Raw genomic sequence first — 24,438 nt, 5'->3', positions numbered from 1 at the left:
TTCCCTGTTATTATTACCAGGTTCCTTCCTTTCATGTCAGAAAAATTAGGAAAGCGGCTTGAATCAAAAAAGCGTCCGCTCATAGAGCAGACGCCTTTTTTGATTAAGACATTAAGTCCACTAGGACCGCCTTTTGGGCATGCAGACGATTTCCGGCTTGGTGGAAAACGACTGAATTAGGTCCATCGATGACTTCAGCCGTAACCTCTTCCTCCCGATGTGCAGGCAGGCAATGCATGAATAAATAATCTTCTTTAGCAAGTTTTACTAGCTCACCATTGATTTGATAATCTTTAAAAGCTTCTAAGCGGATACCATTCTCGATTTCCTGCCCCATGGAGGTCCAAACATCGGAATAGACGATATCCGCATCTTTTATGGCTTCCGAAGCTGAGGTTGTCACCAAAATTTCACTGCCAGTCTCTTCTGCCACTTTTTTAGCATAGGCGACGACCTTTTCATCAGGTTTGTAGGCGTCAGGACATCCAATGGAAAAATCCATTCCCATTTTTGCACAGCCTACCATCAATGAATTGGCAACATTATTGCCATCACCGATATAACTCATCTTCAAGCCTTTTAGCTGCCCTTTTATCTCGATGATCGTCAAGAAGTCAGCAAGCACCTGACAAGGATGGGCAAGATCTGTTAACCCATTGATGACTGGGATAGAAGCATTTTCTGACAATTCCAGGATTTTTTCATGCTCGAAGGTACGAATCATGATGCCATCAATATATTCAGAAAGGACTTTTGCAGTATCGGAAATAGTTTCACCACGTCCAATTTGCAAGTCATTGCCACTTAGGAACAAAGCGTGTCCGCCAAGCTGCATCATGCCCACTTCAAAAGAAACACGGGTACGGGTAGACGATTTTTCAAAGATCATCCCCAGCGTTTTCCCTTTTAAAGGCGTATATTCTTCACCAGCTTGCAATTTGCCTTTAATGGTCTGCGCCAGTTTTAACAAATCTGCAATTGCCGTTGGTGTAGACTCCTTCATGGTCAAAAAATCTTTTCCATTTAAAATCTTCGCTTGTGTCGGTGCCGTCATTGAACTCATACGTGTGACACTCCTTTCGAATATTGTACAAGCCATTCCTGAAGCGAATTCACCCCTGGATCAGCATTTTCTACCGATTGTAGATAGGCCTTGAACGTCTCTTCTTCCGTAAATGCAAGCAGTCGGTATTTCGCTGCAAGTAACCTTAGCTTCTTATCTTCCTCCGTTGTTCCATATGCCAAAACGACCGCTGCATTTCCTTCATTTAACCATTTATCAAAATCCGAATTCCCCAATATCAAACCTGCTTCTTTGATTTGAGCTAACAAATCTTCACTTAATTGGACAGATTCTGATTGATAAACACCAGTAGTATGTTTAGCTTTTTGAGCATGGAATACTTTTGTCAACGCTTCATTTACCGTTTCCCCGATAGCTATTCCTTCACCTGTTGATTTCATTTCCGGACCTACCTTCGAATCAAGTCCGCTTAGTGCAAATGTAGAGAATACTGGATATTTGACGACTGCATATGGAATTTCATCCATTAAGCCCGTTTTTTCGAACGCATTCGACAATGAATATTTCCCAAGCAATATTTTTGTCGCTATTTGCACCAAGGATACATCGGTCACTTTACTGATGATTGGGATTGTCCGGCTTGCACGAGGATTCACTTCCAATACATATACACTATTTCCCTCAATCACGAATTGGATGTTCATAAGTCCTTTATAACCAAGTTCACTAACTAGTTTTTTAGCATAAAGGGTCATTTTATCTTTGATATCATCCGTTAAGGATTGAGCTGGCAATAATGCCATGCTATCCCCTGAATGGACGCCTGCTTTCTCTATATGTTCGGCAATGATGGGAATGTATACATCATTTCCATCCGCAATCAAATCGATTTCGGTTTCCTTCCCTGGAATATAGGAATCGATCAACACTGGATAGACAAGTGCCGTTCCATTTGCCATTCTATTCAACAAGCTTTCCTTGGAGCGGATGATTTCCATTCCCTGGCCGCCAATTACATAGGATGGGCGTAAGAGCACCGGAAAGCCGATTGCCTCTGCACTTGCAATTAATTGTTGTTCACCATTAGCCATTGAACCCGGTACATGCGGGATATCCAGTTTTTGAAGAAGCTGATAAAAACGATCACGATCTTCTAATTGATCAAGTGTATCGAAGGAAGTCCCCAACAAATTGACACCGTATTCTTCCAGGCCTTTTGCCAGGTTTATCGCAGTCTGCCCACCAAATTGGACGATAACATCTTTAATATCTTCCGCTTCTATTACATTAAGAACATATTCAAGAGTCAACGGTTCGAAATAAAGGCGATCTGCCGTCGCAAAATCCGTGCTTACCGTTTCCGGATTATTATTGATCATGATCGTTTCAACATTTTCAGCCTGGAGTGCATAAACACCGTGAACCGAACAGTAATCAAATTCTATTCCCTGTCCTATGCGGATCGGACCGCTGCCAATCATCAAGACTTTCTTTTTATCAGTTTTTTTCTGTTCGTTCTCACCAAAATATGTTGAATAGTGATAGTTCGTATGTGATTCGAACTCGGCTGCACATGTATCAACCGTTTTGTAGACAGCCGTAAGACCCAGTGATTTGCGGTGTGCTCTCACTTCCATCTCACTTACTTTCCATACGGAAGCAAGATAGCGGTCGGAAAAGCCCTTTTCCTTGTATGTCTGCAGTTCTTCCTTTGTTACCTGATCGATTGCCTTAGATTCAATCCCCAATTCGTACTGGATCAATGACGCAAAGGATTTAAGGAAGAAATAATCTATGGCTGTCGCTTCATGGATTTCTTCAATCGTCACGCCTTTTCTAAGCATTTCAAAAATGACAAATATTCGTTCATCAGATTTTTCGGCAAGCTTTCCCCAAAGTTCAGGAACCGTTTTATTTTTCAGCGATAATAGCTGCAGCCCAATCGTTTTCAATTCCAAAGAATCGACGGCCTTTTGGACTCCCCCTTCAAAGCTGCGGTGTAAAGCCATCACTTCACCAGTCGCCTTCATCTGTGTTCCCAATTTTCGGTTGGCGGTCGTGAATTTATCGAATGGCCACCTCGGGAACTTCACCGCTACGTAGTCAAGAGCAGGTTCGAAGCTTGAATATGTGCTTTTCGTTACTGGATTGATGAGCTCCGATAAATCGTAGCCGACAGCGAGCTTTGCGGCTATGCGTGCTATTGGATAACCTGTCGCTTTGGAAGCCAGTGCCGATGAACGGCTGACGCGCGGGTTTACTTCTATTAAATAATATTGCTTGCTATTCGGATCAAGGGCAAATTGAATGTTACATCCGCCTATGATACCTAAAGCAGAAATGATTTTAATGGATGCGGCACGCAGCATCTGAAACTCATCGTCCGATAAAGTCTGTGATGGTGCCACGACGATCGAATCACCTGTATGGATCCCCACCGGATCGATATTTTCCATATTACAGATGGTGATGCACGTATTGTTGCCATCTCGCATAACCTCATATTCGACTTCCTTATAACCAGCTATGCTTCTTTCAATCAAGCATTGTGTAATCGGGCTTTCTTGAAGTCCTCCCCGTACAAGTTCCTTAAAGGTGTCCAGTGAATCGGCAATACCACCGCCAGTTCCGCCGAGTGTATAAGCGGGACGAACGATGATGGGGAAACCGATTTTGTCGGCAAAAGCCAGCGCTTCTTCAAGGGTATGGACAATCGTACTGTCGGGAACGGGTTCACCTATTTCAAACATCAACTCACGGAACAGTTCACGATCCTCCCCTTTTTTGATGGAGTCGATCGGAGTTCCCAATAATTTGACATTATATTTTTCAAGTACTCCAGCATCATCCAATTGATAAGCAAGATTCAATCCTGTTTGACCGCCTAATGTAGCGAGCAGGCCATCGGGCTTTTCTTTGGAAATGATCTTTTCCAGTACATCAACTGTTAAAGGTTCGAAATAGACAGCATCCGCATTCATATCATCAGTCATGATCGTTGCTGGATTGTTGTTGACCAGTATGACTTTATATCCTTCTTCTTTTAAAGCAAGGCAGGCCTGTGTACCTGCATAATCGAATTCGGCGGCCTGCCCAATGACAATCGGCCCCGAACCAATCACTAAAATGGTCTGTATCGTATCGTCCTTAGGCATAAGCTTTTTCTCTCCCGCTATAATCATTTATCATTTGTAAAAAGTCGTTGAATAGTAATGAACTCTCGACAGGTCCTGGATTTGCCTCTGGGTGGTACTGGGTAGTGAAGATTGGCAAGTCTTCATGCATGAGCCCCTCAACCGTGTTATCATTCACGTTTCTGAATCTCACTTGCAGTGATGTTCCTTGCAAGCTCGGTTCATCAACCTCATAACTATGATTCTGCGAACTCATATACACCTTTTTCGTTTTCAAATCGACCACGGGCTGATTCGCACCGCGATGTCCAAACAGCATTTTTTTAGTATTTCCGCCTAAGGCAAGGGCCGTTAATTGATGACCGAGGCAGATGCCCATCGTTGGAAAATTCGTAATGATCTTTTTAATGTTTCCTAAGAGGTATTCAAGCTGTTTTGGATCCCCAGGCCCATTTGAAAGCAAAATACCATCTGGCTTCAAGTCCTTGATTTGCTCGAATTCCGTATCGAATGGTACGACAGAGACTCGGCAGCCTTGCTCGACCAATGAATCCAATATGGATTTTTTATAGCCGAAATCCATCATCACAACGTGCTTGTCGCCTTCCCCAAAGCTCTCGACAACCTTTGTGGATACCTCAGCTACATGGGCTGATAAACCATTCAGGCCGGGTACGACAGTGTATTTTTCTTCTGCTGTGATGACTGCCTGCATGGAACCTTCCTGTCTTATATTCTTAACGACCGCTCTTGTGTCAACATGGCTTAAAAGAGGGATGTTCCACTTGTCTAAATATTCACAAAGTGAATATTCAGCCTGATAATGGGAATGGCTCATATTTCCTTCATATACAATCACACCGGCAACATGCGGCTTCTTGCTTTCAAAATCATGTTCATTGATTCCGTAATTTCCGATTAGCGGGTATGTGAAGATGACAATCTGGTCCTTATATGAAGGATCTGTCAACACTTCTTGATATCCGGTCATTCCTGTGAAAAAGACAATCTCTCCAGTGATTGTTTTTTCAGTCGATTTAGTCAGCAGTTCCCCTTCAAAGACGGAACCATTCTCTAAATATAGATAGCTTTTCATGATCTTCACCTCTTTAGATGATGTATATTTATATATACAATAGCATAATTATTCATTTTGTTCTATAAAAATTCAATAAATTTAGACAGTTTGTTTTATTGCCAATACTTTTTTAATTTTATTTATCGCCCTATCGATCTCCGCTTCGGTAACTGTCAGGGATGGGAGTAAACGAAGTACTTTAGGACCTGCACTCAATACAAGTAAGCCCTCTTCTTGCAGTTCCATTAAAAACACCTGAACATCTTGTTTACACTCAATTCCGACCATCATTCCCAGACCGCGAATCTCTTTCACTTCTTCCATGCCCTTCAATGCTTTTGCCAACTCGCTTTTAAGATATTCAGCCTTTTTAACGGTTTCTTTTAAAAACCCTGAATGGAAAATTTCCTTTAACACGGCTTCGGCTGCCGAGACACTGACGGGATTACCTCCAAAAGTGGATCCATGACTGCCAGGGTTAAAGAACTCAGCCAGCGCTTCCTTCCCAATCATCGCCCCGATTGGCAGGCCATTTCCCAGTCCTTTTGCAGAAGTGATGATGTCCGGTTGAATATTGAAATGCTGGAATGCGAATGGTTTCCCTGTACGCCCTATCCCAGTCTGAATTTCATCTATGATAATGAGAACATCGTGTTCTTGGCATTTAGTTTGAATCGCGTCCAGATATGATTGCTGTACAACATGGATGCCGCCTTCTCCTTGAACGATTTCAATCATTACAGCTGCCGTATTTTCATCGATGGCTGCTGTCATGGCATCATTATCATTAAATGGAACATATTCGAACGAAGCTAGCATCGGTCCGAAACCAGTCTTGATTTTTTCCTGCCCGGTTGCAGCCATCGTTGCAAACGTACGGCCATGGAAAGACTGCTGACATGTGACAATTTTGCTTTTCCCGGTAGCTTTACGTGCTAGTTTGATAGCTGCCTCATTCGCCTCGGCGCCACTGTTGGCAAAGAACACCTGACTTAAACCAGAGGCATCAGCCAGCATTTTTGCTGTCCGTTCCTGTATGGAACTTTGAAACATATTCGATACATGCCAATATTTATCAAGCTGTTCCGTGACGGCCATTTTTACCTTCTCATGACAATGTCCAAGATTCAGTACCCCGATTCCGGATGTGAAATCCAAATACTCTTTACCTGTTACACTCGTAATCTTCAATCCTGACGCTTTTCTCGGCTCAATGTTCCATCTTGCATATGTTGGAAATAAAGAACTCATTGTAATACCCCTTCCTCCTGAAGAAATTTCGTACCGATGAATTGACCGCCTTGATAAAAATGATCTTTCCCACTAACGATCATCACTTCTTCAATCCCTTTATTCAGCACCGACAACGCTGTATTGACCTTCGGGATCATTCCCCCATGGATACTTCCATCCATGATCATATTCTTCGTTTCCGTTTCATTCAATTTCTCAATGATCTGCCCGTTCTTCAAGACCCCTTTAACATCGGTCACAAATAAACACATATCGGCCGATAGTGCCTTCGCTACAGATCCTGCAGCCATATCGGCATTCACATTTAATTTAGTGCCTTCTTCGGTAGTTGAAATGGGCGTCAATACCGGACAATAACCTTTTTCAAATAAAAGGCCGAATAATTCCGTATTGACTTGTTGTATTTCACCAACAGCTCCAAGTTTCTGTTCATCGATATAATCACCTGTGAGAATTCCGCCATCAGAGCCATTTAAACCGACTGCCTTGATGCCATGAGCTTCCAATTTATGAACGAGGCTGCGGTTTGATTTGCCTGCCAGCATAAGTTCCACAATTTCCAACACTTCAGTGGTCGTTTTCCTTAACCCATCTTCAAATACAGGTTCAATTTCAAATTTTTCAAGCATTGAATTTATATCAGGGCCGCCTCCATGCACAAAGACGATATGGTAGCCGCGGTTTTGTAACTCTTTAACACTATTGAAAAACGACTCCGATAACTCGTTAATGATGCTGCCGCCGCACTTAATGACTAATATGTCCATACTTTTCACCTCTTACGAACGATAGCTTCCGTTTATTTTCACATAATCATAGGTTAAATCGCAGCCCCATGCCGTGCCTGATTCATTACCATCTTTCAAATAAACATGAATGATGATACTTTCATTTTCCAAGTATGCTTTGGCATCTTCCTCAGAAAACATGATTGGCTCACCATCTTTAAGTACGACAATGTCACCAAAAACGATCGTTGTTTGATCCGGATTGAATACCACTCCGCTTCTTCCCATCGCAGCAATGATTCGTCCCCAGTTTGCATCCGCTCCAAAAGCTGCCGTTTTCACTAGATTTGACCCAACGATCGTCTTCGCCATCATCTGTGAATCTTGCTTCGTATTCATGCCATGAACATTCACTTCTATCAGTTTTGTGGCACCTTCTCCGTCTTTCGCAATTTGTTTGGCGAGATTTTCCGAAGTTTGCTTTAATAATTCCAGGAAGATGAACCATTCCGGATGGTCAGGCGTCAAAGGCTCATTGTTCGCTTCTCCATTCGCGAGTACCAACACCATGTCGTTCGTTGAACAGTCGCCGTCAACCGTGATTTGATTGAATGTATCATTTGTAATCGAGGATAGTGCTTGCTGTAAATCAGCCGGTTCAATTACAGCATCCGTCGTAATGAAGCCGAGCATTGTGGCCATGTTTGGATGAATCATTCCCGATCCCTTTGCAGCACCGCCCATTTTCACGGTTTTACCGTCAATGATTGTTTCATAACCACAGCTCTTCGTTACGATATCCGTTGTTAAAATGGCTGTACCAAAAGCTTCAGCAGCTTCAGGTGTATTTTCTGGCTGCAATGACTCTATGCCCTTCCTTACCTTTTCCATTTCCATGAATTCCCCTATGACTCCCGTTGAAGCCACTGCAAATGAATGGTCCTCCAAACCGAACTTTTGAGCAGCAAGCTTCCTCATTTCCTTTGCATCTTTTAAACCCTGTTCACCTGTACAAGCATTCGCACAAGCACTATTCACTACAATGCCGTGTAGTTTCCCAGTAACGGCAATGCTGTCTTTCGTTACATTGATTGGAGCTGCTTGAACTATATTTTGTGTATAAACGGCCGCGGCTGATGCTGGAACATCGGTGAAGATGATGCCAACGTCCTTTTTAGAATAGCGTAATCCTGCATGGACACCTGACGCTTTGAACCCTTGGGGCATTAAAATGTTTCCTTCTTGAATATGTTTGATTTCTTCAACCTGCTGTAGTGTATTCATTGTTTCCCTCCAAAGTTTACGGATATATCGGACTGTTCCATAGTCCTGCCGTTTCTTCTAGTCCCATTAATATATTTGCATTTTGAATGGCCTGCCCTGCAGCACCCTTCACTAAATTATCAATAACCGAAACCACCGTTACCTTACCTGTCCTTTCATCGTAATCGATGCCAATGTCGCAAAAGTTCGATCCATATACCTGTTTCGTGGATGGAAAGCGGTCAAGGGGCTGTACCCGGACAAATGGGTGGTTCTCGTATACGGTTTCGTATAAATCCTTTAATTCAACATTTGAGGTTTCCCGATTTACCTTTAAATACATCGTGGCCATAATCCCTCTTGTCATTGGAACAAGATGTGTATTAAAGGTAATAGGCTGTAAACCTGATGACCATCTCCCAAGCTGTTGTTCGATTTCCGGTATGTGTTGATGTTGATTTACCTTATATATCTTAAAGTTCTCATTCATTTCACTATAATGGGTAACTGCCGAAAGTGATTTACCCGCCCCTGAAACCCCGGATTTTGCATCAATGGTCACATCGGCAGCCGCTCCCGCCAACCCTTCAGTGAATAAAGGGGCAAGACCTAATAGTGAAGCGGTTGGGTAGCACCCAGGATTTGCAATAATCGTCGCTTTTTTTATTGCTTCGGCATTCCATTCAGCCAATCCGTATACGGCCTCTTCAATAATATGCTGAGGCGCAGCCGGCTTTTTATACCAGTGCTCGTATTCACCTGGAGTTTGAAGCCTGAGGTCTCCTGATAGGTCGATCACTTTAATGTCAAGGTCAGAAAATTCCGAAATCAATTGCGAGGAAACACCGGAAGGAGTTGCAAGAAATACAATATCGGATTTTTTTGCAATCGCTTCCGGATCAATTTTTTCTAATGTATCTTTCATATGCATTAAATGTGCATTATCTTCATATAAACTTCGACCAAATTGGGATGAAGTATGCAATGATTTTATTTTAAATTGCGGATGATTATTCAAAAATCTTATTAGTTCCATTCCTCCATAACCCGTTGCACCTACTATTGATACGTTCATAAAACCATCTCCTATAATTTTCAGGTCCCTGCCATTCTTTGATTCTATTATTATATGACTGAATAAAAATAAAATCAAATGTATTTTTATAAAATTTAAAACATAAATTTTACATGAAAAATTATCCACCAAAAATCCTAGAATTATCCAAACTTGTTGACTACTAGGGTTTTTTCCGCTTAAATCAAAGGTAGTAATCGAGTAATGACGCTATCTGAAAGGTGGTCATATGCATGAATGAATTATCGTTATCTAATCGGATGCATGCAATTTTACATAATAAACAACAAGTTAAACATATGGAAAAAGGACGCTACCTTTTTCAGGAGAGCACCCCAGCAAGTGATTTGTATTACATTATTAAAGGGAAAGTGGAAGTGAGCAAGGTTGTTCCCGACGGTCGGGAATTAACTATACGCATTAGTTCAGAGAATGATTTGGTTGGGGAAACCGTCTTGTTTTCTCAAAATCCTAAATATATGATGAATGCAAAAATGATGGAAGATGGAACTGTTGCAGTTATTTCCAAAGAAGCATTAGAAGAAAAAATCGCCTCAGATAGCCATCTTGCAGTCGAGATGATGACATGGTTATCCGCTCAAAACCGTAAAAATCAGGCTAAATTCCGCGATATGCTCCTGCACGGTAAGAAAGGTGCATTTTACTCCACCCTCATCCGTTTATCAAATAGCTATGGCACTGAAGCAGAAGACGGTAAAGTTATCAATCTTCCATTTACAAACCAAGAACTCGCCAATTTTTGCGGCACATCCCGCGAGGTGGTCAATCGAATGCTTGCTCAATTAAGGAAAAACAATGTCATCTCCATTAAAAAGGGACGCATTACGATTCTTGACTTTGATTATTTGAAACAGGAAATCGACTGTGAAAACTGTCCAATAGAAATCTGTACCATCGATTGAATCCCTTCCATAAAAAGCAGCAATACATAATGCCTTCCTGATCTTAAAATGATTGGAGTTTATTTCAGGCTAAATCCACCCCTAGGACCATTGAATTATTTTCATTACCTTGTGTCCTATATAAAAATGCATAAAAAAAGTATAAAAATCGAATTCGTCCATGACTGACATCAGTTCCTGACAAACAAAAAAGGGATGGCATAGCTGCCATCCCTTAATTTTCACTCATTCGGACGGATTACCCGCCAATGAATGACATTTCGATTTTTTCCTGCTTCTTCACCGTTCCCGCTGCCCGCTCATCCGAATAGCGGTCGTCCCTACGGTTCCAAAGTGATATGATGAACCCGGTCAATTCTTCATCTGTCATGTCGGAACGGAGCAATGACTTCAAGTCATGTCCCTTTCCATTAAACAGGCATGTATATAAACTTCCATTAGCAGAAAGACGTGCACGTGTACAACTTGAACAAAAAGACTCGGATACCGAGGTTATGAAGCCCACTTCTGCATTAGTGCCCTTATAACGGAAGCGTTTTGCCACCTCTCCAAAATAATCTTCTTCAACCGGTTCAAGATCGAATTCGGTTTGGAGCATCGCAAGCAGTTCTTTTTTCGTAATGACATTCTTCAACTGCCAGCCATTTGTATGTCCGACATCCATGAATTCTATATAGCGTAATTGAATGCCCTCATCTTTACAAAATCGGGCCATCGGCAGGATTTGGGATTCATTGGTTTCTTTTTTCACAACCATATTCACTTTAACGCCAAGCCCTGCTTCCTTGGCAGCAGCGATGCCTTCAATAACGGGCTTTATGCCGATATCCCTGCCGTTCATCTTCTTGAAAAGTTCGTCATCGAGGCTGTCCAAGCTGATATTCACCCTCTGCAAACCGGCTTCCCTCAAATTCATGGCATGCTTTTTCAAGAAGACACCATTCGTGGTCAATCCAATATCTTCAATACCTTCAATTTTAACGAGATTTGAAATCAGAGTGGTAAGATCTCTCCGTAGTAATGGTTCCCCGCCAGTCAACCTTAGTTTTTTTACCCCTAAGCCTGCGAATATTTTAGAAAGCCTTACAATTTCCTCATAAGATAATAGCTCACTTTTAGGCAGGAACTGAAAATTCTCATGAAAAATTTCAGCAGGCATGCAATACTGGCAGCGAAAGTTACAGCGATCTATGACTGAAATCCTTAAATCCCTTAGTGGCCTGTCCAATGAATCTTTAATTTGACTGTTCAATTAACCACTCCTAGCCGAAAGTATTAGAAAAAACCAGACCATAAAAAGTGACTCCTTGAATGGATTCACTTTTTTTGACTGGCTTTTCATTTCTATTACAGAGTTATTATTTGATACCTAATGCAATTTTAGCATATCTGGACATTTTGTCTTTCGTCCATGGCGGACTCCAGACAATCTTCACATCCGTTTCCTTGACCTCGGGGATATCTTCCAGAACCAATTTAACTTGATCGACGATCGTCCCAGCCATCGGACAGCCCATTGCTGTCAATGTCATCGTCACCGTAGTCAGACCTTCCTCATCCATATCCACATCATATACCAAGCCTAAATTAACGATATCTATACCAAGCTCAGGGTCAATGACCTGCTCCAAAGCTCCAAAAATAATGTCTTTTGTATCTTGATCCACTTCGATCACTCCTTTTATGGATAATCTCTTCGTTTTAGATTATCGGTTTCATCATTATGTCCGTATAAGCATCATAACAGATTTTGTGTAAGTACTTAAGCATTTTGCACAGCTGACAGTAAATGTTTCGCGAACCAGTCTGCTGTCTTAAGCACTCCTTCTCTACTGACCTTATGTCCAGCCTTAGGGTCAAGGATAAAATCAATTTTTTCATCTGCCTCATCATACCCTGCTTTGACCCCTTCATAAAAACGGTATGCATGTTGATAAGGAACAACCGGATCTTTGGCACCATGCCAAAAAAGAAGCGGACGGTTGGAAAGCTTATCCTGATTAAGACTCAAATCAAATGGCTTGAGCTGTTCAATCACCTTGGCAACTTCCTCATCAGTAGCTGGGAAATTAACTTCCCTTTTCTTAATCTCCGCCATTTGGAGCTCTGCATACGCGACATATGATGGGTTACCCATTAAACTGACTCCGGCGGAAATCCATTCATAAGCAGCCAGGGCCCCATTAGTCACTATTCCCCCCATGGAGGTACCTGCTACGCCAATTCTGTCGGGATCAATTAATTTTCGGGATAATAAATCATCCTTCAGCAAAGGTAAATCCTGGATTGTCTGTAAAACCATTTCCCAAAAACGGGGAATCATTTGAGAATCACTTAAACCGGCTTCCCTTTCCCCATGATGAATCACATCAGGTAGAAGCACACGAAACCCCTTTTCAGCCAATAAATAAGCATAGTGCAGATTGTGTTCTTTTGCACTTTGAAAACCATGTATAAAAATAATAAGCGGCAATTCCTGTTTGAAAGTGGTTTCTTCACCTAGGTGCAATACAGGAATATGTCCAATTAGTTCTTTTTCAATTATTATCAAGTTAACCCCTCCGAATAATTTGTTCCGGTCTTTCCAATACCATTTCCAATACCATTATCAAAATGGCATGGCATCCATCATTTCATTCCTTTAAACCTGAGCTTCGCTTTAATTATCATAATCCTGGATATAGTAATATCATACAGGAATGCATAAAGAATGAAAAAGATTTACATTTACTTTAAAATAGGCTTAACAATATTCGCATATAATGAAATCAAAAAGAACAGAAGGTGTGTACATGGCTGAGAAACATTTGATCGTATTGGATCTTGATGGTACCTTACTTACAGATAACAAAACAATTTCTTCAAGGACTAAGAAAACACTCCTGAAACTAAAAGAAGATGGACACGAAATTATGATCGCCACCGGGCGTCCCTTTCGCTCAAGTGAACTTTATTACCGGGAATTGGGGTTGACTACACCAATCGTTAATTTCAATGGCGCTTTCGTCCATCACCCATTACATACAAATTGGGGGGTATACCACTCTCCACTGGATATAAATGTTGCGAAAGATATTGTCGAAGCGTGTGATCAGTTTAAATATCACAACATCATCGCAGAAGTCCGGGATGAAGTTTATGTCCATTATCATGATGAAAAATTGATGAACATGTTCAATGTAGGAAATCCGATCATGAAGACAGGTGACTTGCGCAATTACCTTCAGGATTCCCCAACTTCGATGCTAATTCACACAGATAGTGAATTCGTAGGACAGATTCGCCAGCATCTATCCGATGTTCATGCAGAATTGGTCGATCATCGCCGCTGGGCAGAGCCTTTTCATATCATCGAAATAATAAAAAGCGGGTTAAGTAAAGCCGTAGGGCTAAAACGTGTATCCAACTATCTGGAAATTCCTCAAAACAGGATAATCGCTTTCGGTGATGAAGATAATGATTTGGAAATGCTCGAATACGCGGGAACCGGGGTGGCCATGGGAAATGCGATCTCACCAGTAAAAACGGTAGCAAATACGACTACATTGACAAATGAAGAAGATGGTATAGCCGTCTTCCTCGAAGAAAAATTCAATATAAAAGCCTAATACGTCATTTTTTACCTTCATAATATCGACCTTTCAAGCCAAACTAATATGGACAACATATCAATTCCGTTGTCAACAACGCTCAGAATCGGAGGAGATAAGAATGGGTAAAAGCAGTAAATCTAAACGATTTGTACAGCAGGGCAAAGAAAGTGTTGCCAGGCATGCCGAAAAAATCCCTTATCACACTACGTTTGAAGAGGCTGAAAAGGACAGGTTAAGAATTATGTCTGAACAAAGCTATGGTGGCTTCTAATGGGAAACAAATTATTCCAGAAGGCTAGGGAATTTGTTGAAGAAGCTCTCCACTCTGAGCATGACGGTGACCAGCAAAAGACAGAGGAAATCGCTAAAAACGCTCTTTCATCAGCCTTTGCCAATACGACCGAGGCCGAAAAAGAACAACTGCGGGAACTCCAGGAAGAGCTGGAAAACCACTCTAAATAAAGTGAAAGCCTCCAGATTTCCTGGAGGCTTTCGCTTTGTTTTCATCAATTGTTATTTCGTGCCTTACCGCCTTTTTCACCGATTTCTTTATAAAAGTCTTTACCATGGGAATCAGCAGTGGCTTCTCCGCCCTTTTGTCCAATTTCTTGATAGAATTCCTTATCATGATTATCCGATGTGGCTTCTCCGCCCTTTTGCCCAATTTCCCGGTAAAAATCCTTGTCGTGATTTTTAGAAGTGGCTTCCCCGCCTTTACGGCCCGCTTCCTGTCTGCTCATTTTTTCGTCGTTAGCCATTTTCATCACTCCTTCATAAGATTTTAAATTGGCGCTACATTATAAGAATAAGCCGTTTTGTACAGGCAATAAACTTAAAACGCCCAAATACTTCCTTTTGTAATAGAAGTGTAATGGCCTTGATTTTTTGTTAATATCATTCCCTGCGGAAAGTTCCAACAATGCCTGACGTTTCTATGATGTTTGTGAAAGCGTGTGGATCCACTTCCTTGATGATCCGTTCAAGGTCATACAGTTCATACCTTGTAATGACAATCAACAACATTTCCTTAGTTTCGTTGGTGAACGCCCCTTTTGCGGGAACCCTTGTAATTCCGCGAACTAACTTAGCATGGATTGCCTGTTTAAGTTCTTCGCTTTTCTTTGTAATGATCATGGCCGTAAGCTTTTCATGACGCGTATGTATCGCGTCCACGACACGGGTCGATGTATAAAGGGTAACAAGTGTATACAAAGCTTTTTCCGGTCCATAAACAGCACCTGCCGTTACAATGATCACGCCATTCAGCAGAAATAAATAAGTACCTACAGGTTTATCTTTCTTCCGTGAAAGAAGCATGGCGATAATATCCATTCCTCCAGTCGATGCACCGTATTTCAATGTGATCCCCACACCTACTGCAGCAATGACCCCGCCAAATACCGCATTCAATAATATGTCAGGTGACCAGCGTGTAATCGGAATGATTTCCATAAAGAAGGACATCAAGGCAACACTGAGGAAACTATAAAAAGTGAAAGACTTTCCAACCTTTCGCCAAGCAATGATCGTTACTGGAATGTTCAATAAAAGCAATAGAATACCTGTCGATACATTAAAAGGAGCAAAAGAACCAATCATCCTCGATAGAAGCTGGGCCACTCCCGTAAAGCCGCTTGCATATACGTTTGCCGGTATTAGAAAAAAGTTCATTGCGATGGCATTAAGCAATGCTCCGACCACAACTATGATAATTTTCTTCATTTCACCACTGTACATCCTAAAAACCTCCATTTCACCCTTATTCTATTATCTTTTTACCCTTAATTATTTATTCTATTTACGTAGAGATTGAATTTTTACCGTTACGTGCTACACTAAAAAGTAGAGTGACCACTCATTTTCTAAAAATTGTAAAAAGAAAGCAGGTGTATTATGGCTATCACAATTCTTGCAGATAGTGCATGTGATTTGCCGTTGTCTTTCTATAAGGAAAACAATGTTTCATTAATCCCTTTACAAGTCCATCTTGACGGGGAAAATTATGAAGATTTACTTACTATTAATTCTCACGAAGTCTATCAGGCGATGCTGGAAGGAAAAGCCCCGAAAACATCGCAAGCTTCCCCAGAATACTTTATAGAACTTTTCACACAGTTTGCCAAGGAGAAAAAACAAGGGATATATATTGCCTTTTCCTCTGAGTTATCAGGAACATATCAAACGGCAGTGATGATCCTTAATCAGGTGAAGGAAGAGTACCCTGACCTTGACATTGAAATCGTCAATACGAAATGTGCTTCGATGGGCGTCGGTTTAATTGTAAAGAAAGCAGCCGATCTGGCAGCAAACGGTGCCACTAAAGAAGAAATCCTGGCTGCCATCGAATTCCAAACGCGTCATATGGAGCATCTATTCACTGTAGATAACCTAGAATACCTGGCCCGTGGCGGCCGCATCTCCAAGACATCTGCCCTTGTTGGCGGTTTATTAAACATTAAACCGTTATTGCATGTTGAAGATGGAAAGCTTGTTCCGCTTGAAAAGATACGCGGCAAAAAGAAATTGATTAAACGTGTAATCGAATTAATGCACGATAGAGGCAAAAACTTAACAACCCAAACGATTGCCATCAGTCATGGTGATGATGAAGCAACGGCCCTGGAATGGAAGGAAGCCATCCAAAATGAATTCGGGACAACCGACTTCATGATCCATACAATTGGTTCCGTCATCGGTGCACATGCCGGTCCTGGCACAATTGCCCTCTTCTTCTTAAACGATACCCCTGAGAAATCATAAACATACATACTCCCTTCCATAATTGTGAACAATATATATTGATCAGATAATGGAAGGGAGTTTTCACTATGTCCAAAACAACCGATGACAATAAAAGGCCAAAAGATAACCAAGCGAGAAATGCTGAAAAAAATATCGCTTATCAGGAAAACCTTACTGCAGGTAAGCACTCCTATTCGAAGAAAACGGACCATAAATGAAGCGCGGGGCTTGTCCCCTCGCTTTTTTAATATCGTTTATATAGTTGTCTTCCTATCACACTTTCTCTATAATAAAGGAAATAAACCCTGCTGGAGGTAAGTGATGGCAAAGGAAAATTCATTTGATATTGTTTCGAAAGTAGACTTTTCAGAGGTAACGAATGCAGTTACCATGGCTATGAAGGAAATACAGACTCGCTATGATTTTAAAGGGAGCATAAGCAGCATCACCATTGAAAAAGAAGAACTAGTTCTAGTATCCGACGATGAATATAAGCTCGAACAGCTGAAGGATGTTCTCATCAGTAAGCTCATTAAACGTGACGTACCCGTCAAGAACCTGGATTATGGCAAATTAGAAGGAGCTTCTGGCGGAACCGTTCGCCAACGGGCCAAGTTAATTCAAGGCATCGATAAGGAGCAAGCAAAAAAAATCAATACAATCATTAAAAATAGCGGTCTTAAAGTGAAAAGCCAAATCCAGGATGATCAAATCCGGGTTACCGGTAAGAACCGGGATGATTTACAAGGAATCATCTCCGCGATCCGGGGCGCTGATCTGTCCATTGATGTACAATTCCTAAATTACCGCTAAGTATGAAGGCCTCACCTGCTTTGGGTGGGTCTTTTTTTATTTATTGCAACTGCCTCCATCAACTTCATCCCCCCTTTTCTTCAAATGAATCGCCTTCATGGAACATGGAAAGACTAGTCATGTTCCCTTGGAGTTAAAACATTAAACAAGACTTACTTTGGGCATTTTTTCCATGTTTTCTTTTTCCTAAAAGAAGGAATAGAAAAAGCGTAGATAATTAAATGGGAGGCGTTTATATCTTGACTACTCAAAACCAAAATCAGAACAAACAAGGATTTCCACCTCAACATCAGCAGCATCAACCTGGATTGGAAACAAAAATGGAACCGAACCCTGATTCAGTTAAAGCTGCCTACAAAGGAAGCGGCAAATTAAAAGGTAAAACGGCAATCATAACAGGAGGAGACAGCGGAATCGGTAAATCAGTTGCCATTTACTACGCTAAAGAAGGAGCGAATGTGACAGTTGCATACTTGGATGAACATGAGGATGCCAAAGCGACAAAAGAATTGATTGAAAAAGAAGGCCAGAAATGTTTACTCATTTCCGGTGATATCGGTGATGAAGCCTTCTGCCAGGAAGTCGTCAAAAAAACGGTTGATGAATTTGGCGGTTTAGACATTCTAGTCAACAACGCCGGAGAACAGCATGTGCAGACAAGTATCCTGGACATTTCAGCTGAACAATTGGAAAAAACGTTCCGCACGAATATTTTTTCGATGTTCCACTTAACTAAAGCTGCATTGAAGCACCTTAAAAAAGGAAGCAGCATCATTAATACAACCTCTATCACAGCCTATCAGGGCAACCCAAAACTAATCGATTACTCTTCAACAAAAGGTGCAATACTTGCATTTACAAGAGCCCTGTCGAACTCCATTTCAAAAGATGGCATCAGAGTGAACGGTGTGGCTCCAGGCCCGATCTGGACACCGCTGATTCCTGCCTCATTCGGTGAAGAGGATGTTGCCAAATTCGGACAGGATACTCCAATGGGCCGTGCAGGGCAGCCAGAGGAATTGGCACCAGCCTATGTATATTTGGCAAGTGATGATTCATCCTATGTCAGCGGACAAGTCATCCATGTAAACGGCGGGACCGTTGTAAACGGATAAGCCTTCCCTTTCCAAAAGCAGTGGATTTCACAAATCCGCTGCTTTTACTCTTTCAAGCAGGATATTTCCGGTTAACGCGGAATATATGAATGAGAGGAGTGGAGTCATTTTTGAAAAATATTGTAGATCCATGGTTCACCGTTCAGGAATTGGACTCAAAAACGTTTTCAATCAGTGAATATGGTCATTGGGAGAAAGTTCATTCCTTTTTATTACTTGGGGAGACCCGGGCGGCGTTAATCGACACAGGTTTAGGCATCGATTCGATTAAGCGGATTACAGACCAGCTTACCGATCTTCCGATTATCGTCCTGACCACACACGTTCATGCGGATCATATTGGCGGTCACGGTGATTATGATACCATTTATGTTCATGGTGATGATGCCAATTGGCTGATCAACGGCATTGAAGGTTTGTCCTTGGAACAAATAAGAAAGAACATTGCACGGGATATCACTATACCCATACCCGAATCATTCGACCCTTTTACATACAAGCCATATCAGGGTTACCCTGATAGGCTCTTATCGGATGGTGACACGATTGATCTGGGCAACCGCAGTTTAGGCATTTATCATACACCAGGGCATTCACCTGGCCACATTTCAATTTTGGATAATGAAACAGGTTATTTATTCACTGGCGACCTGCTTTATTCAGATACTCCCGTTTATGCATTTTATCCCTCGACAAGCCCTGAAGACCTTGTGAATTCGTTAGAAAAAATCGCAAAGATCAAGGCAGTCTCCAAAATCTATGGCGGACACAACCAACTCGGCCTCGAACCAAAGATCCTTGAAGAAGTCCTTGCAGCCATTCAATATCTTAAAGAAAATAAATTAGTCAGGCACGGAACGGGTGTACATGCATTCAAAAGTTTCAGCGTTCATTTCTAGCAAAAAAAAGGCATTGCTCTTGCAATGCCCTTTTCGTCAATAAGTCATGGCCATTGCACCTTGCTTGATCGATCTCGATCTGCAGGAATGCCTTTCCACGAAATGATGTGGAATGATGGTCCCGGCAGGAGCATCCCCAGTCTGCAGCATGTCAATGATGCCCTTAGCGGCCTGATATCCCAAATCAAAAATATTAATATCTACGGAAGTCAGGGCCGGTAATGACAGTTCAGAGAAAAGAACGTTATTGAAGCTGACGATTGACATTTCTTCAGGAGTGCGCACGCCCATCTCGCGAAGTGAATGCACGATGCCAAGTGCCATGAGATCATCACTGACCACCAAAGCGGTAGGCGGTTCATCGATGGATAGTAACCTTTTTGCAGCGGCTTGTCCCCCTTCATGCAAAAAATCTTCATGCAGGGTATATTCCCTCCTTCGATCGATTCCAGCCCTCTCCAATGCCCGTTCATATCCTGATAAGCGATCAAGGGTCATCACAAGGGTTACATCACCTCCGATGAATCCAATCCTTTCATGTCCTAGCTGTATGAGGTAATCCGTTGCCTGTTCGGCTGCCAAGACATTATCATTATCAACATATGTTATCTCCTCGATGTAATCATAGGGCTTCCCAATGATTACAAATGGAAAAGCCCTTTCTCTCAAATAGGTCAGAATGTGATCGTTCATCCTTGAATACATCAGGATTATTCCATCCACCATCCCCCCCTGCACCATATTCACTACTCCTTCGTAGATTTCATCTTCGGTTTTTCCCGTGCTTAGCAACAGGGAATAGTGGTTTTCCTGGGCTCCCTCACTTAGACCCTGGAGGATCGTCGGAAAAAAGGGATTTTGATAATAATCATTTGACGAACTTGGCATTACCAAACCTATGATCCTGGTCGATTGATTGGCAAGACTACGTGCAATGAAGTTTGGATGGTATCCTAATTTAGTCATCGCCTTACGTACCCGTACCTTTGTTTTTTCACTTATCCGAGGATTGTTTGCAATCACTCGAGAAACTGTTGAAGGAGCAACATTCGCTAGCTGTGCCACATCTTTTATTGTGATGGCCATGCATTTCCCCTCTCCCCTCTTAGCCTTTATTGACTTCATTTTTAAAAAAGGTGAATACCAATAAACACTTCTTTAATATTTGTTTTATATTTATACATTTTGTATGTATTCATAATACACTCAGTTCAATAGTTATATCCATACTTTTTTTAATGTTTGTTCAATTTTTCAGAAAATACTTACTTTTCCGTTTTTTTTCATCTATGTTTTAAAATTCAAAAAGAAGCTGATGTATGATCAGCTTCCTAAAAAACGACAGGTGTATTGGAAAATAAGAAGTCAGACGACTAACTACATAGGTTTTAAGCTAATTTCCAATCAAGTCCATAGCAATCAATAACGATAAATCCTCGTTTCATATGGACGTAAATCAATAAGGGACACCTCAGGGCAATCATCATAATTAGCTAGTAAAAGTTCCATTTTTCCCCAATAAGAAAGGTCGATTTGATGGTGATTCATACTAAAGTTACAAACTACCATGACTGAATTATCATTCATATTTCTTGTATAAATATAAAGTTCAGGGTGATCTTCCCATAACAATTCATATTCCCCATAAACGAGGACCTGATGTTTTTTTCGAAGTTCAATCATCTTTTTATAAAAATGATAAATGGATGACGGGTCATTTTTCTGCTGTTCTACATTAATGGCGCGATAATTTGGATTAGCCCTCATCCAAGGTGTTCCATGGGTGAATCCGCCATTTTCAATATCGTTCCATTGCATCGGTGTTCGTGAATTATCACGGCCGCTATGCCATATAATGTTCATGATTTCATCATGAGGACGACCTTTCGAGGTCTCTATCCGGTAAAAGTTTTTCATTCCGACATCATCATAATCATCAATCGAATCAAATTGGACATTCGTCATGCCAATTTCCTGACCTTGATAAATAAAAGGTGTCCCTTGCATGAAAAAGTATAGGGCCCCAATCATTTTTGCGCTTTCCAACCAATATTGATGATCATTTCCCCAGGTGGATACACTTCTCGGCTGGTCATGATTTTCAAAAAACAAAGCATTCCATCCTTTGTTTTTCAGCCCCTTTTGCCATTTGGTCATCGTTCGCTTTAACCCTTGAACATCAACATCGTGATTCTGTCCCCTATTCCAAAGCCCAAGATGTTCAAACTGAAAGATCATATTGAACTTCCCATTCGATTCCCCGACCCATTCTTCCGCCTGCTCAATCCTGACGCCATTGGCCTCACCGACCGTCATGATATCATACTTAGAGAAAGTCTCTTCTTTCAACTCCTGAAGGTAATCCAGAATCCCGTCCTGATTAGTATGCATTTCAAACGCAGGTACATATTGATGCCAATAAGGATTGGGCATATCCGGAAGGCCTTCACGCTTATGAATATGCGTGATCGCATCAATCCGGAAGCCATCGATTCCCTTATCGAGCCACCAATTGACCATTTCATATAATGCCTTTCGCACATCAGTATTTTTCCAGTTTAAGTCTGGCTGCTTTTCGGCAAATAAATGTAAATAGTATTGATTGGTCCTTTCATCGAATTTCCAGGCACTTCCGGAAAAGATGCTTTCCCAATTATTGGGCTCACGGCCGTCCTGCCCATCCCTCCATATATACCAATCCCGTTTCGGATTATCGCGGGAAGAACGTGACTCGACGAACCAGGGGTGCTCATCACTTGTATGATTCAAAACAAGATCGAGTATCACCTTCATCCCACGTCCGTGAACATCTTTCAATAACAGATCAATATCTTCGATTGAACCGAATTCATCGGAAACTGCTTGATAATCACTAATATCATAGCCATTATCCGCATTGGGCGATTTATAAAATGGACAAATCCAAATAACATCTATCCCCAAATCCTGCAGGTAGTCAAGCTTAGATATCAATCCTTTTATATCCCCGATTCCATCACCATTACTATCCATGAAACTGCGCGGGTATATTTGATAGCAAACCGCTTCTTTCCACCAGGTCTTATTCATGCTGTAACCTCCCGATCCTGTTTTCCACAAAGCCTTAGGGACAATGTTTGGCGGCTACCGACAATCGAGAGGCATATGATTATTTTGGTTGGTTCCGTTTTGAACGCTTAATAACCAAAGCAATGAATATACCAAAAATAAGAAGAACCAATCCTATAACTAACAGGTAAGGAATATTAATAATCGACTTAGGTGACAGCGTGTAGACTTCTGTCGTCTCCCTGTCGATTACGATAGAGTAACTGTTGTCCTTACTGCGGACCAGATCCCCATTCAGCATACCTCTCAACTCTTTATTGCTTTCAAGTTCCTTATCAGTAAGGTTTATCGTTTGAGTTTCAGTCGTATTGTTCATGGCGACGACAATCGTTTCTTCACCATATACACGCTTGAATACCGAAGCTCCTCCTTTTTCATATAAAAGCTCCATATCCCCTTTTTTCAATGCTGGGTACATGTCTCTGAGGTCAGAAAGCTTTGTTATATATTCCACCAATTCCTGTTCTGTCTTAAAATTCATCAACTTATGATTATCCGGGGCAATATCGCCGTTTAAGGCAATTTCCGATCCATAAAATACGATTGGCACCCCTGGCATCGTATATAGATACGACAGCGCCATTCTCCATCTGGAACCTGGATTTTCGTTATGGTCGGCTGCATCCTTTGTAAACCGGGGCATTCCCTCCGTATCCATGAACAAAGCCTGATGGGCATTGCCCCCTAATTCATCTTCGCTTTTCGCAAACGCATCAAAAACAGGTTTCAATTCTTTATCGGGGGCAGCAAATGCTTCCCGTAGCTCTGAATTTTGCGGATAAGCCATAAAAGCATCGATACCCGTCTCCTTGTAGCTTGAAATCAATTCGGCATCACCTTGTACATCGCCGATTGTATAGAAATTTGATTTTTCAGATTTAACTGCATCCACAAATTCCTTCCAAAAATCCTTCGCTACGTATTGGACTTTATTTATACGGTATCCATCAATATCGGTTTCCGTTATCCACCATTTGGCAGCATCCAGTAAATATTTTCTTGTTTCCTCATTATCTTGATTCAAATCGGGAAGACCATCGACCCAGCCTGTTTCCAAATCCGTTTGGCTGCCGTCCTTGGAAATCTTTTTTTCTTCATGGAACCAACCTTGTTTTTGGGGATCGGTCAGCCAAGTGGAGTCAGGACCCACATTATTTGCTTGAAAATCAATGATCACTTTCATATCGCGTTTATGTGCCTCATACACGAGTTTTTTAAACTCTTTCATTGTCCCATAGTGTTTATCCGTTTTATAAAAATCGGCCACCCAATCGCCATGATAGCCATTTTCATCATTTGCGAAAATCGGTGAAAGGATGATAGCGGTATAACCCATATCTTTTAAATAATTAAGTTTCTTCGTAACACCTTCGAAATCCCCGCCATTAAACGCGGAAGGGTCATTCACGTTCGCATCTCCATTATTTTGAGTATTTCCATCGAAAAATCTGTCGACCAATAATGAATATACGATTTCATCCTTCCAAGTTCGTTGTTCTTTTTCAGCTGCTCCTACTGGAATGGCGTAAAAAAGAAGCAACGGAATTAAAGCGAGTGATAACACTCTTTTTCTCATATCCGCTCTCCTCCTAGCTATCTCTTTACGCCTTTAAGATTAGCCTTTTGACCCCTTAACGTCAAATCCAATTTATAAAAAACTTTACACTAAAGGGACAAATTGGGGATACT

General features: G+C 41.5%; 23 protein-coding genes and 1 pseudogene. 9 read left to right on the top strand and 15 right to left on the bottom strand.

Annotated features, from left to right (window positions below):
• Positions 1-103 precede the first annotated feature (103 nt).
• The 7 genes from argF to argC form a co-directional block, all read right to left on the bottom strand.
• On the bottom strand, positions 104-1,063 hold the full coding sequence (argF, locus tag ABOA58_RS06790) for an ornithine carbamoyltransferase (protein ID WP_048686903.1): 960 nt from the start codon (positions 1,061-1,063) through the stop codon (positions 104-106).
• Positions 1,060-4,179 (bottom strand): carbamoyl phosphate synthase large subunit, encoded by a 3,120-nt coding sequence (locus ABOA58_RS06785; RefSeq protein WP_350301728.1) that lies wholly within the window; start codon positions 4,177-4,179, stop codon positions 1,060-1,062. Before ABOA58_RS06785 ends, argF begins: the two co-directional genes overlap by 4 nt.
• Entirely contained in the window at positions 4,172-5,254 is a 1,083-nt protein-coding gene (locus ABOA58_RS06780; protein WP_350301727.1) for a carbamoyl phosphate synthase small subunit, read from the bottom strand. Before ABOA58_RS06780 ends, ABOA58_RS06785 begins: the two co-directional genes overlap by 8 nt.
• Before the next feature lie 81 nt (positions 5,255-5,335).
• The gene (locus ABOA58_RS06775; protein WP_350301726.1) at positions 5,336-6,487 is read right to left on the bottom strand and encodes an acetylornithine transaminase; all 1,152 of its coding nucleotides are present in this window, start codon (positions 6,485-6,487) and stop codon (positions 5,336-5,338) included.
• Positions 6,484-7,257 (bottom strand): acetylglutamate kinase, encoded by a 774-nt coding sequence (argB, locus tag ABOA58_RS06770; RefSeq protein WP_350301725.1) that lies wholly within the window; start codon positions 7,255-7,257, stop codon positions 6,484-6,486. The genes ABOA58_RS06775 and argB overlap by 4 nt, the downstream gene beginning before the upstream one ends.
• Positions 7,258-7,269: 12 nt before the next feature.
• Complete coding sequence (argJ, locus tag ABOA58_RS06765) at positions 7,270-8,502, bottom strand: bifunctional ornithine acetyltransferase/N-acetylglutamate synthase (RefSeq protein ID WP_350301724.1); 1,233 nt, start codon at positions 8,500-8,502, stop codon at positions 7,270-7,272.
• A gap of 16 nt (positions 8,503-8,518) precedes the next feature.
• Positions 8,519-9,556 carry an N-acetyl-gamma-glutamyl-phosphate reductase gene (gene argC, locus ABOA58_RS06760; RefSeq protein WP_350301723.1) on the bottom strand — a complete coding sequence of 346 codons (1,038 nt, stop codon included), beginning with the start codon at positions 9,554-9,556 and terminating at the stop codon, positions 8,519-8,521.
• A 233-nt stretch (positions 9,557-9,789) separates the two neighbouring features.
• Here argC and ABOA58_RS06755 point away from each other — a divergent pair, with 233 nt between their 5' ends.
• Positions 9,790-10,479, top strand: a complete 690-nt coding sequence (locus ABOA58_RS06755) for a Crp/Fnr family transcriptional regulator (protein ID WP_350301722.1) — start codon at positions 9,790-9,792, stop codon at positions 10,477-10,479.
• 238 nt (positions 10,480-10,717) lie between these two features.
• On the opposite strand, the gene moaA is transcribed toward ABOA58_RS06755, so the two are convergent.
• The 3 genes from moaA to ABOA58_RS06740 form a co-directional block, all read right to left on the bottom strand.
• Positions 10,718-11,731, bottom strand: a complete 1,014-nt coding sequence (moaA, locus tag ABOA58_RS06750; protein ID WP_350301721.1) for a GTP 3',8-cyclase MoaA — start codon at positions 11,729-11,731, stop codon at positions 10,718-10,720.
• A gap of 106 nt (positions 11,732-11,837) precedes the next feature.
• A complete protein-coding gene (locus tag ABOA58_RS06745; RefSeq protein ID WP_133348747.1) occupies positions 11,838-12,146 on the bottom strand; it encodes a metal-sulfur cluster assembly factor in 309 nt (102 codons plus the stop codon).
• A gap of 95 nt (positions 12,147-12,241) precedes the next feature.
• Positions 12,242-13,030 carry a prolyl oligopeptidase family serine peptidase gene (locus ABOA58_RS06740; protein WP_350301720.1) on the bottom strand — a complete coding sequence of 263 codons (789 nt, stop codon included), beginning with the start codon at positions 13,028-13,030 and terminating at the stop codon, positions 12,242-12,244.
• A gap of 241 nt (positions 13,031-13,271) precedes the next feature.
• On the opposite strand from ABOA58_RS06740, the gene ABOA58_RS06735 reads away from it, so the two are divergent.
• The 3 genes from ABOA58_RS06735 to ABOA58_RS06725 all read left to right on the top strand — a co-directional run bounded on the left by ABOA58_RS06735 (position 13,272) and on the right by ABOA58_RS06725 (position 14,534).
• Entirely contained in the window at positions 13,272-14,087 is an 816-nt protein-coding gene (locus tag ABOA58_RS06735; RefSeq protein WP_241590635.1) for a Cof-type HAD-IIB family hydrolase, read from the top strand.
• Between the two features lie 103 nt (positions 14,088-14,190).
• Positions 14,191-14,343: a hypothetical protein gene (locus ABOA58_RS06730; protein ID WP_164468789.1), complete on the top strand. Its 153-nt coding sequence runs from the start codon at positions 14,191-14,193 to the stop codon at positions 14,341-14,343.
• On the top strand, positions 14,343-14,534 hold the full coding sequence (locus ABOA58_RS06725; protein ID WP_137017169.1) for a DUF3813 domain-containing protein: 192 nt from the start codon (positions 14,343-14,345) through the stop codon (positions 14,532-14,534). The genes ABOA58_RS06730 and ABOA58_RS06725 overlap by 1 nt, the downstream gene beginning before the upstream one ends.
• Before the next feature lie 47 nt (positions 14,535-14,581).
• On the opposite strand, the pseudogene ABOA58_RS06720 reads toward ABOA58_RS06725, so the two are convergent.
• A pseudogene (locus ABOA58_RS06720) lies at positions 14,582-14,830 on the bottom strand (KGG domain-containing protein); the annotation flags it as partial.
• Positions 14,831-14,966: 136 nt separating this feature from the next.
• A complete protein-coding gene (locus ABOA58_RS06715; RefSeq protein ID WP_137017165.1) occupies positions 14,967-15,809 on the bottom strand; it encodes a YitT family protein in 843 nt (280 codons plus the stop codon).
• Between the two features lie 156 nt (positions 15,810-15,965).
• Here ABOA58_RS06715 and ABOA58_RS06710 point away from each other — a divergent pair, with 156 nt between their 5' ends.
• From ABOA58_RS06710 to ABOA58_RS06690, 5 genes are all read left to right on the top strand, one after another.
• Complete coding sequence (locus tag ABOA58_RS06710) at positions 15,966-16,832, top strand: DegV family protein (protein ID WP_350301719.1); 867 nt, start codon at positions 15,966-15,968, stop codon at positions 16,830-16,832.
• Positions 16,833-16,900: 68 nt separating this feature from the next.
• Positions 16,901-17,032 carry a DUF3941 domain-containing protein gene (locus ABOA58_RS06705; RefSeq protein WP_082196697.1) on the top strand — a complete coding sequence of 44 codons (132 nt, stop codon included), beginning with the start codon at positions 16,901-16,903 and terminating at the stop codon, positions 17,030-17,032.
• Between the two features lie 103 nt (positions 17,033-17,135).
• On the top strand, positions 17,136-17,627 hold the full coding sequence (locus ABOA58_RS06700; RefSeq protein WP_350301718.1) for a YajQ family cyclic di-GMP-binding protein: 492 nt from the start codon (positions 17,136-17,138) through the stop codon (positions 17,625-17,627).
• Positions 17,628-17,866: 239 nt separating this feature from the next.
• Entirely contained in the window at positions 17,867-18,742 is an 876-nt protein-coding gene (locus tag ABOA58_RS06695) for an SDR family oxidoreductase (RefSeq protein ID WP_048686877.1), read from the top strand.
• 119 nt (positions 18,743-18,861) lie between these two features.
• On the top strand, positions 18,862-19,641 hold the full coding sequence (locus ABOA58_RS06690) for an MBL fold metallo-hydrolase (protein ID WP_413020269.1): 780 nt from the start codon (positions 18,862-18,864) through the stop codon (positions 19,639-19,641).
• A 36-nt stretch (positions 19,642-19,677) separates the two neighbouring features.
• Here the strand turns inward: ABOA58_RS06690 and ABOA58_RS06685 are convergent, their stop codons facing one another.
• From ABOA58_RS06685 to ABOA58_RS06675, 3 genes are all read right to left on the bottom strand, one after another.
• Entirely contained in the window at positions 19,678-20,727 is a 1,050-nt protein-coding gene (locus ABOA58_RS06685; protein WP_350301716.1) for a LacI family DNA-binding transcriptional regulator, read from the bottom strand.
• Positions 20,728-21,060: 333 nt separating this feature from the next.
• On the bottom strand, positions 21,061-22,710 hold the full coding sequence (locus tag ABOA58_RS06680) for a glycoside hydrolase family 13 protein (protein ID WP_350301715.1): 1,650 nt from the start codon (positions 22,708-22,710) through the stop codon (positions 21,061-21,063).
• A 79-nt stretch (positions 22,711-22,789) separates the two neighbouring features.
• Positions 22,790-24,325 carry an alpha-amylase family glycosyl hydrolase gene (locus tag ABOA58_RS06675; protein ID WP_350301714.1) on the bottom strand — a complete coding sequence of 512 codons (1,536 nt, stop codon included), beginning with the start codon at positions 24,323-24,325 and terminating at the stop codon, positions 22,790-22,792.
• Positions 24,326-24,438 lie beyond the last annotated feature (113 nt).

The sequence above is a fragment of the Peribacillus frigoritolerans genome, from assembly GCF_040250305.1.
In the GTDB taxonomy this organism is placed as follows: Bacteria; Bacillota; Bacilli; order Bacillales; family DSM-1321; genus Peribacillus.
This window is presented reverse-complemented; position numbering and strand designations above follow the sequence as displayed.

What these genes read in the sequence shown, in the direction of transcription:
- ABOA58_RS06680 (WP_350301715.1), bottom strand. Translation starts at nt 22,710, where the DNA reads ATGAATAAGACCTGGTGGAAAGAAGCGGTTTGCTATCAAATATACCCG.
- ABOA58_RS06700 (WP_350301718.1), top strand. Translation starts at nt 17,136, where the DNA reads ATGGCAAAGGAAAATTCATTTGATATTGTTTCGAAAGTAGACTTTTCA.
- ABOA58_RS06675 (WP_350301714.1), bottom strand. Translation starts at nt 24,325, where the DNA reads ATGAGAAAAAGAGTGTTATCACTCGCTTTAATTCCGTTGCTTCTTTTT.
- ABOA58_RS06730 (WP_164468789.1), top strand. Translation starts at nt 14,191, where the DNA reads ATGGGTAAAAGCAGTAAATCTAAACGATTTGTACAGCAGGGCAAAGAA.
- ABOA58_RS06705 (WP_082196697.1), top strand. Translation starts at nt 16,901, where the DNA reads ATGTCCAAAACAACCGATGACAATAAAAGGCCAAAAGATAACCAAGCG.
- ABOA58_RS06755 (WP_350301722.1), top strand. Translation starts at nt 9,790, where the DNA reads ATGAATGAATTATCGTTATCTAATCGGATGCATGCAATTTTACATAAT.
- ABOA58_RS06780 (WP_350301727.1), bottom strand. Translation starts at nt 5,254, where the DNA reads ATGAAAAGCTATCTATATTTAGAGAATGGTTCCGTCTTTGAAGGGGAA.
- ABOA58_RS06685 (WP_350301716.1), bottom strand. Translation starts at nt 20,727, where the DNA reads ATGGCCATCACAATAAAAGATGTGGCACAGCTAGCGAATGTTGCTCCT.
- ABOA58_RS06710 (WP_350301719.1), top strand. Translation starts at nt 15,966, where the DNA reads ATGGCTATCACAATTCTTGCAGATAGTGCATGTGATTTGCCGTTGTCT.
- argJ (WP_350301724.1), bottom strand. Translation starts at nt 8,502, where the DNA reads ATGAATACACTACAGCAGGTTGAAGAAATCAAACATATTCAAGAAGGA.
- ABOA58_RS06775 (WP_350301726.1), bottom strand. Translation starts at nt 6,487, where the DNA reads ATGAGTTCTTTATTTCCAACATATGCAAGATGGAACATTGAGCCGAGA.
- argF (WP_048686903.1), bottom strand. Translation starts at nt 1,063, where the DNA reads ATGAGTTCAATGACGGCACCGACACAAGCGAAGATTTTAAATGGAAAA.
- ABOA58_RS06725 (WP_137017169.1), top strand. Translation starts at nt 14,343, where the DNA reads ATGGGAAACAAATTATTCCAGAAGGCTAGGGAATTTGTTGAAGAAGCT.
- argB (WP_350301725.1), bottom strand. Translation starts at nt 7,257, where the DNA reads ATGGACATATTAGTCATTAAGTGCGGCGGCAGCATCATTAACGAGTTA.
- ABOA58_RS06715 (WP_137017165.1), bottom strand. Translation starts at nt 15,809, where the DNA reads ATGTACAGTGGTGAAATGAAGAAAATTATCATAGTTGTGGTCGGAGCA.
- argC (WP_350301723.1), bottom strand. Translation starts at nt 9,556, where the DNA reads ATGAACGTATCAATAGTAGGTGCAACGGGTTATGGAGGAATGGAACTA.
- ABOA58_RS06785 (WP_350301728.1), bottom strand. Translation starts at nt 4,179, where the DNA reads ATGCCTAAGGACGATACGATACAGACCATTTTAGTGATTGGTTCGGGG.
- ABOA58_RS06735 (WP_241590635.1), top strand. Translation starts at nt 13,272, where the DNA reads ATGGCTGAGAAACATTTGATCGTATTGGATCTTGATGGTACCTTACTT.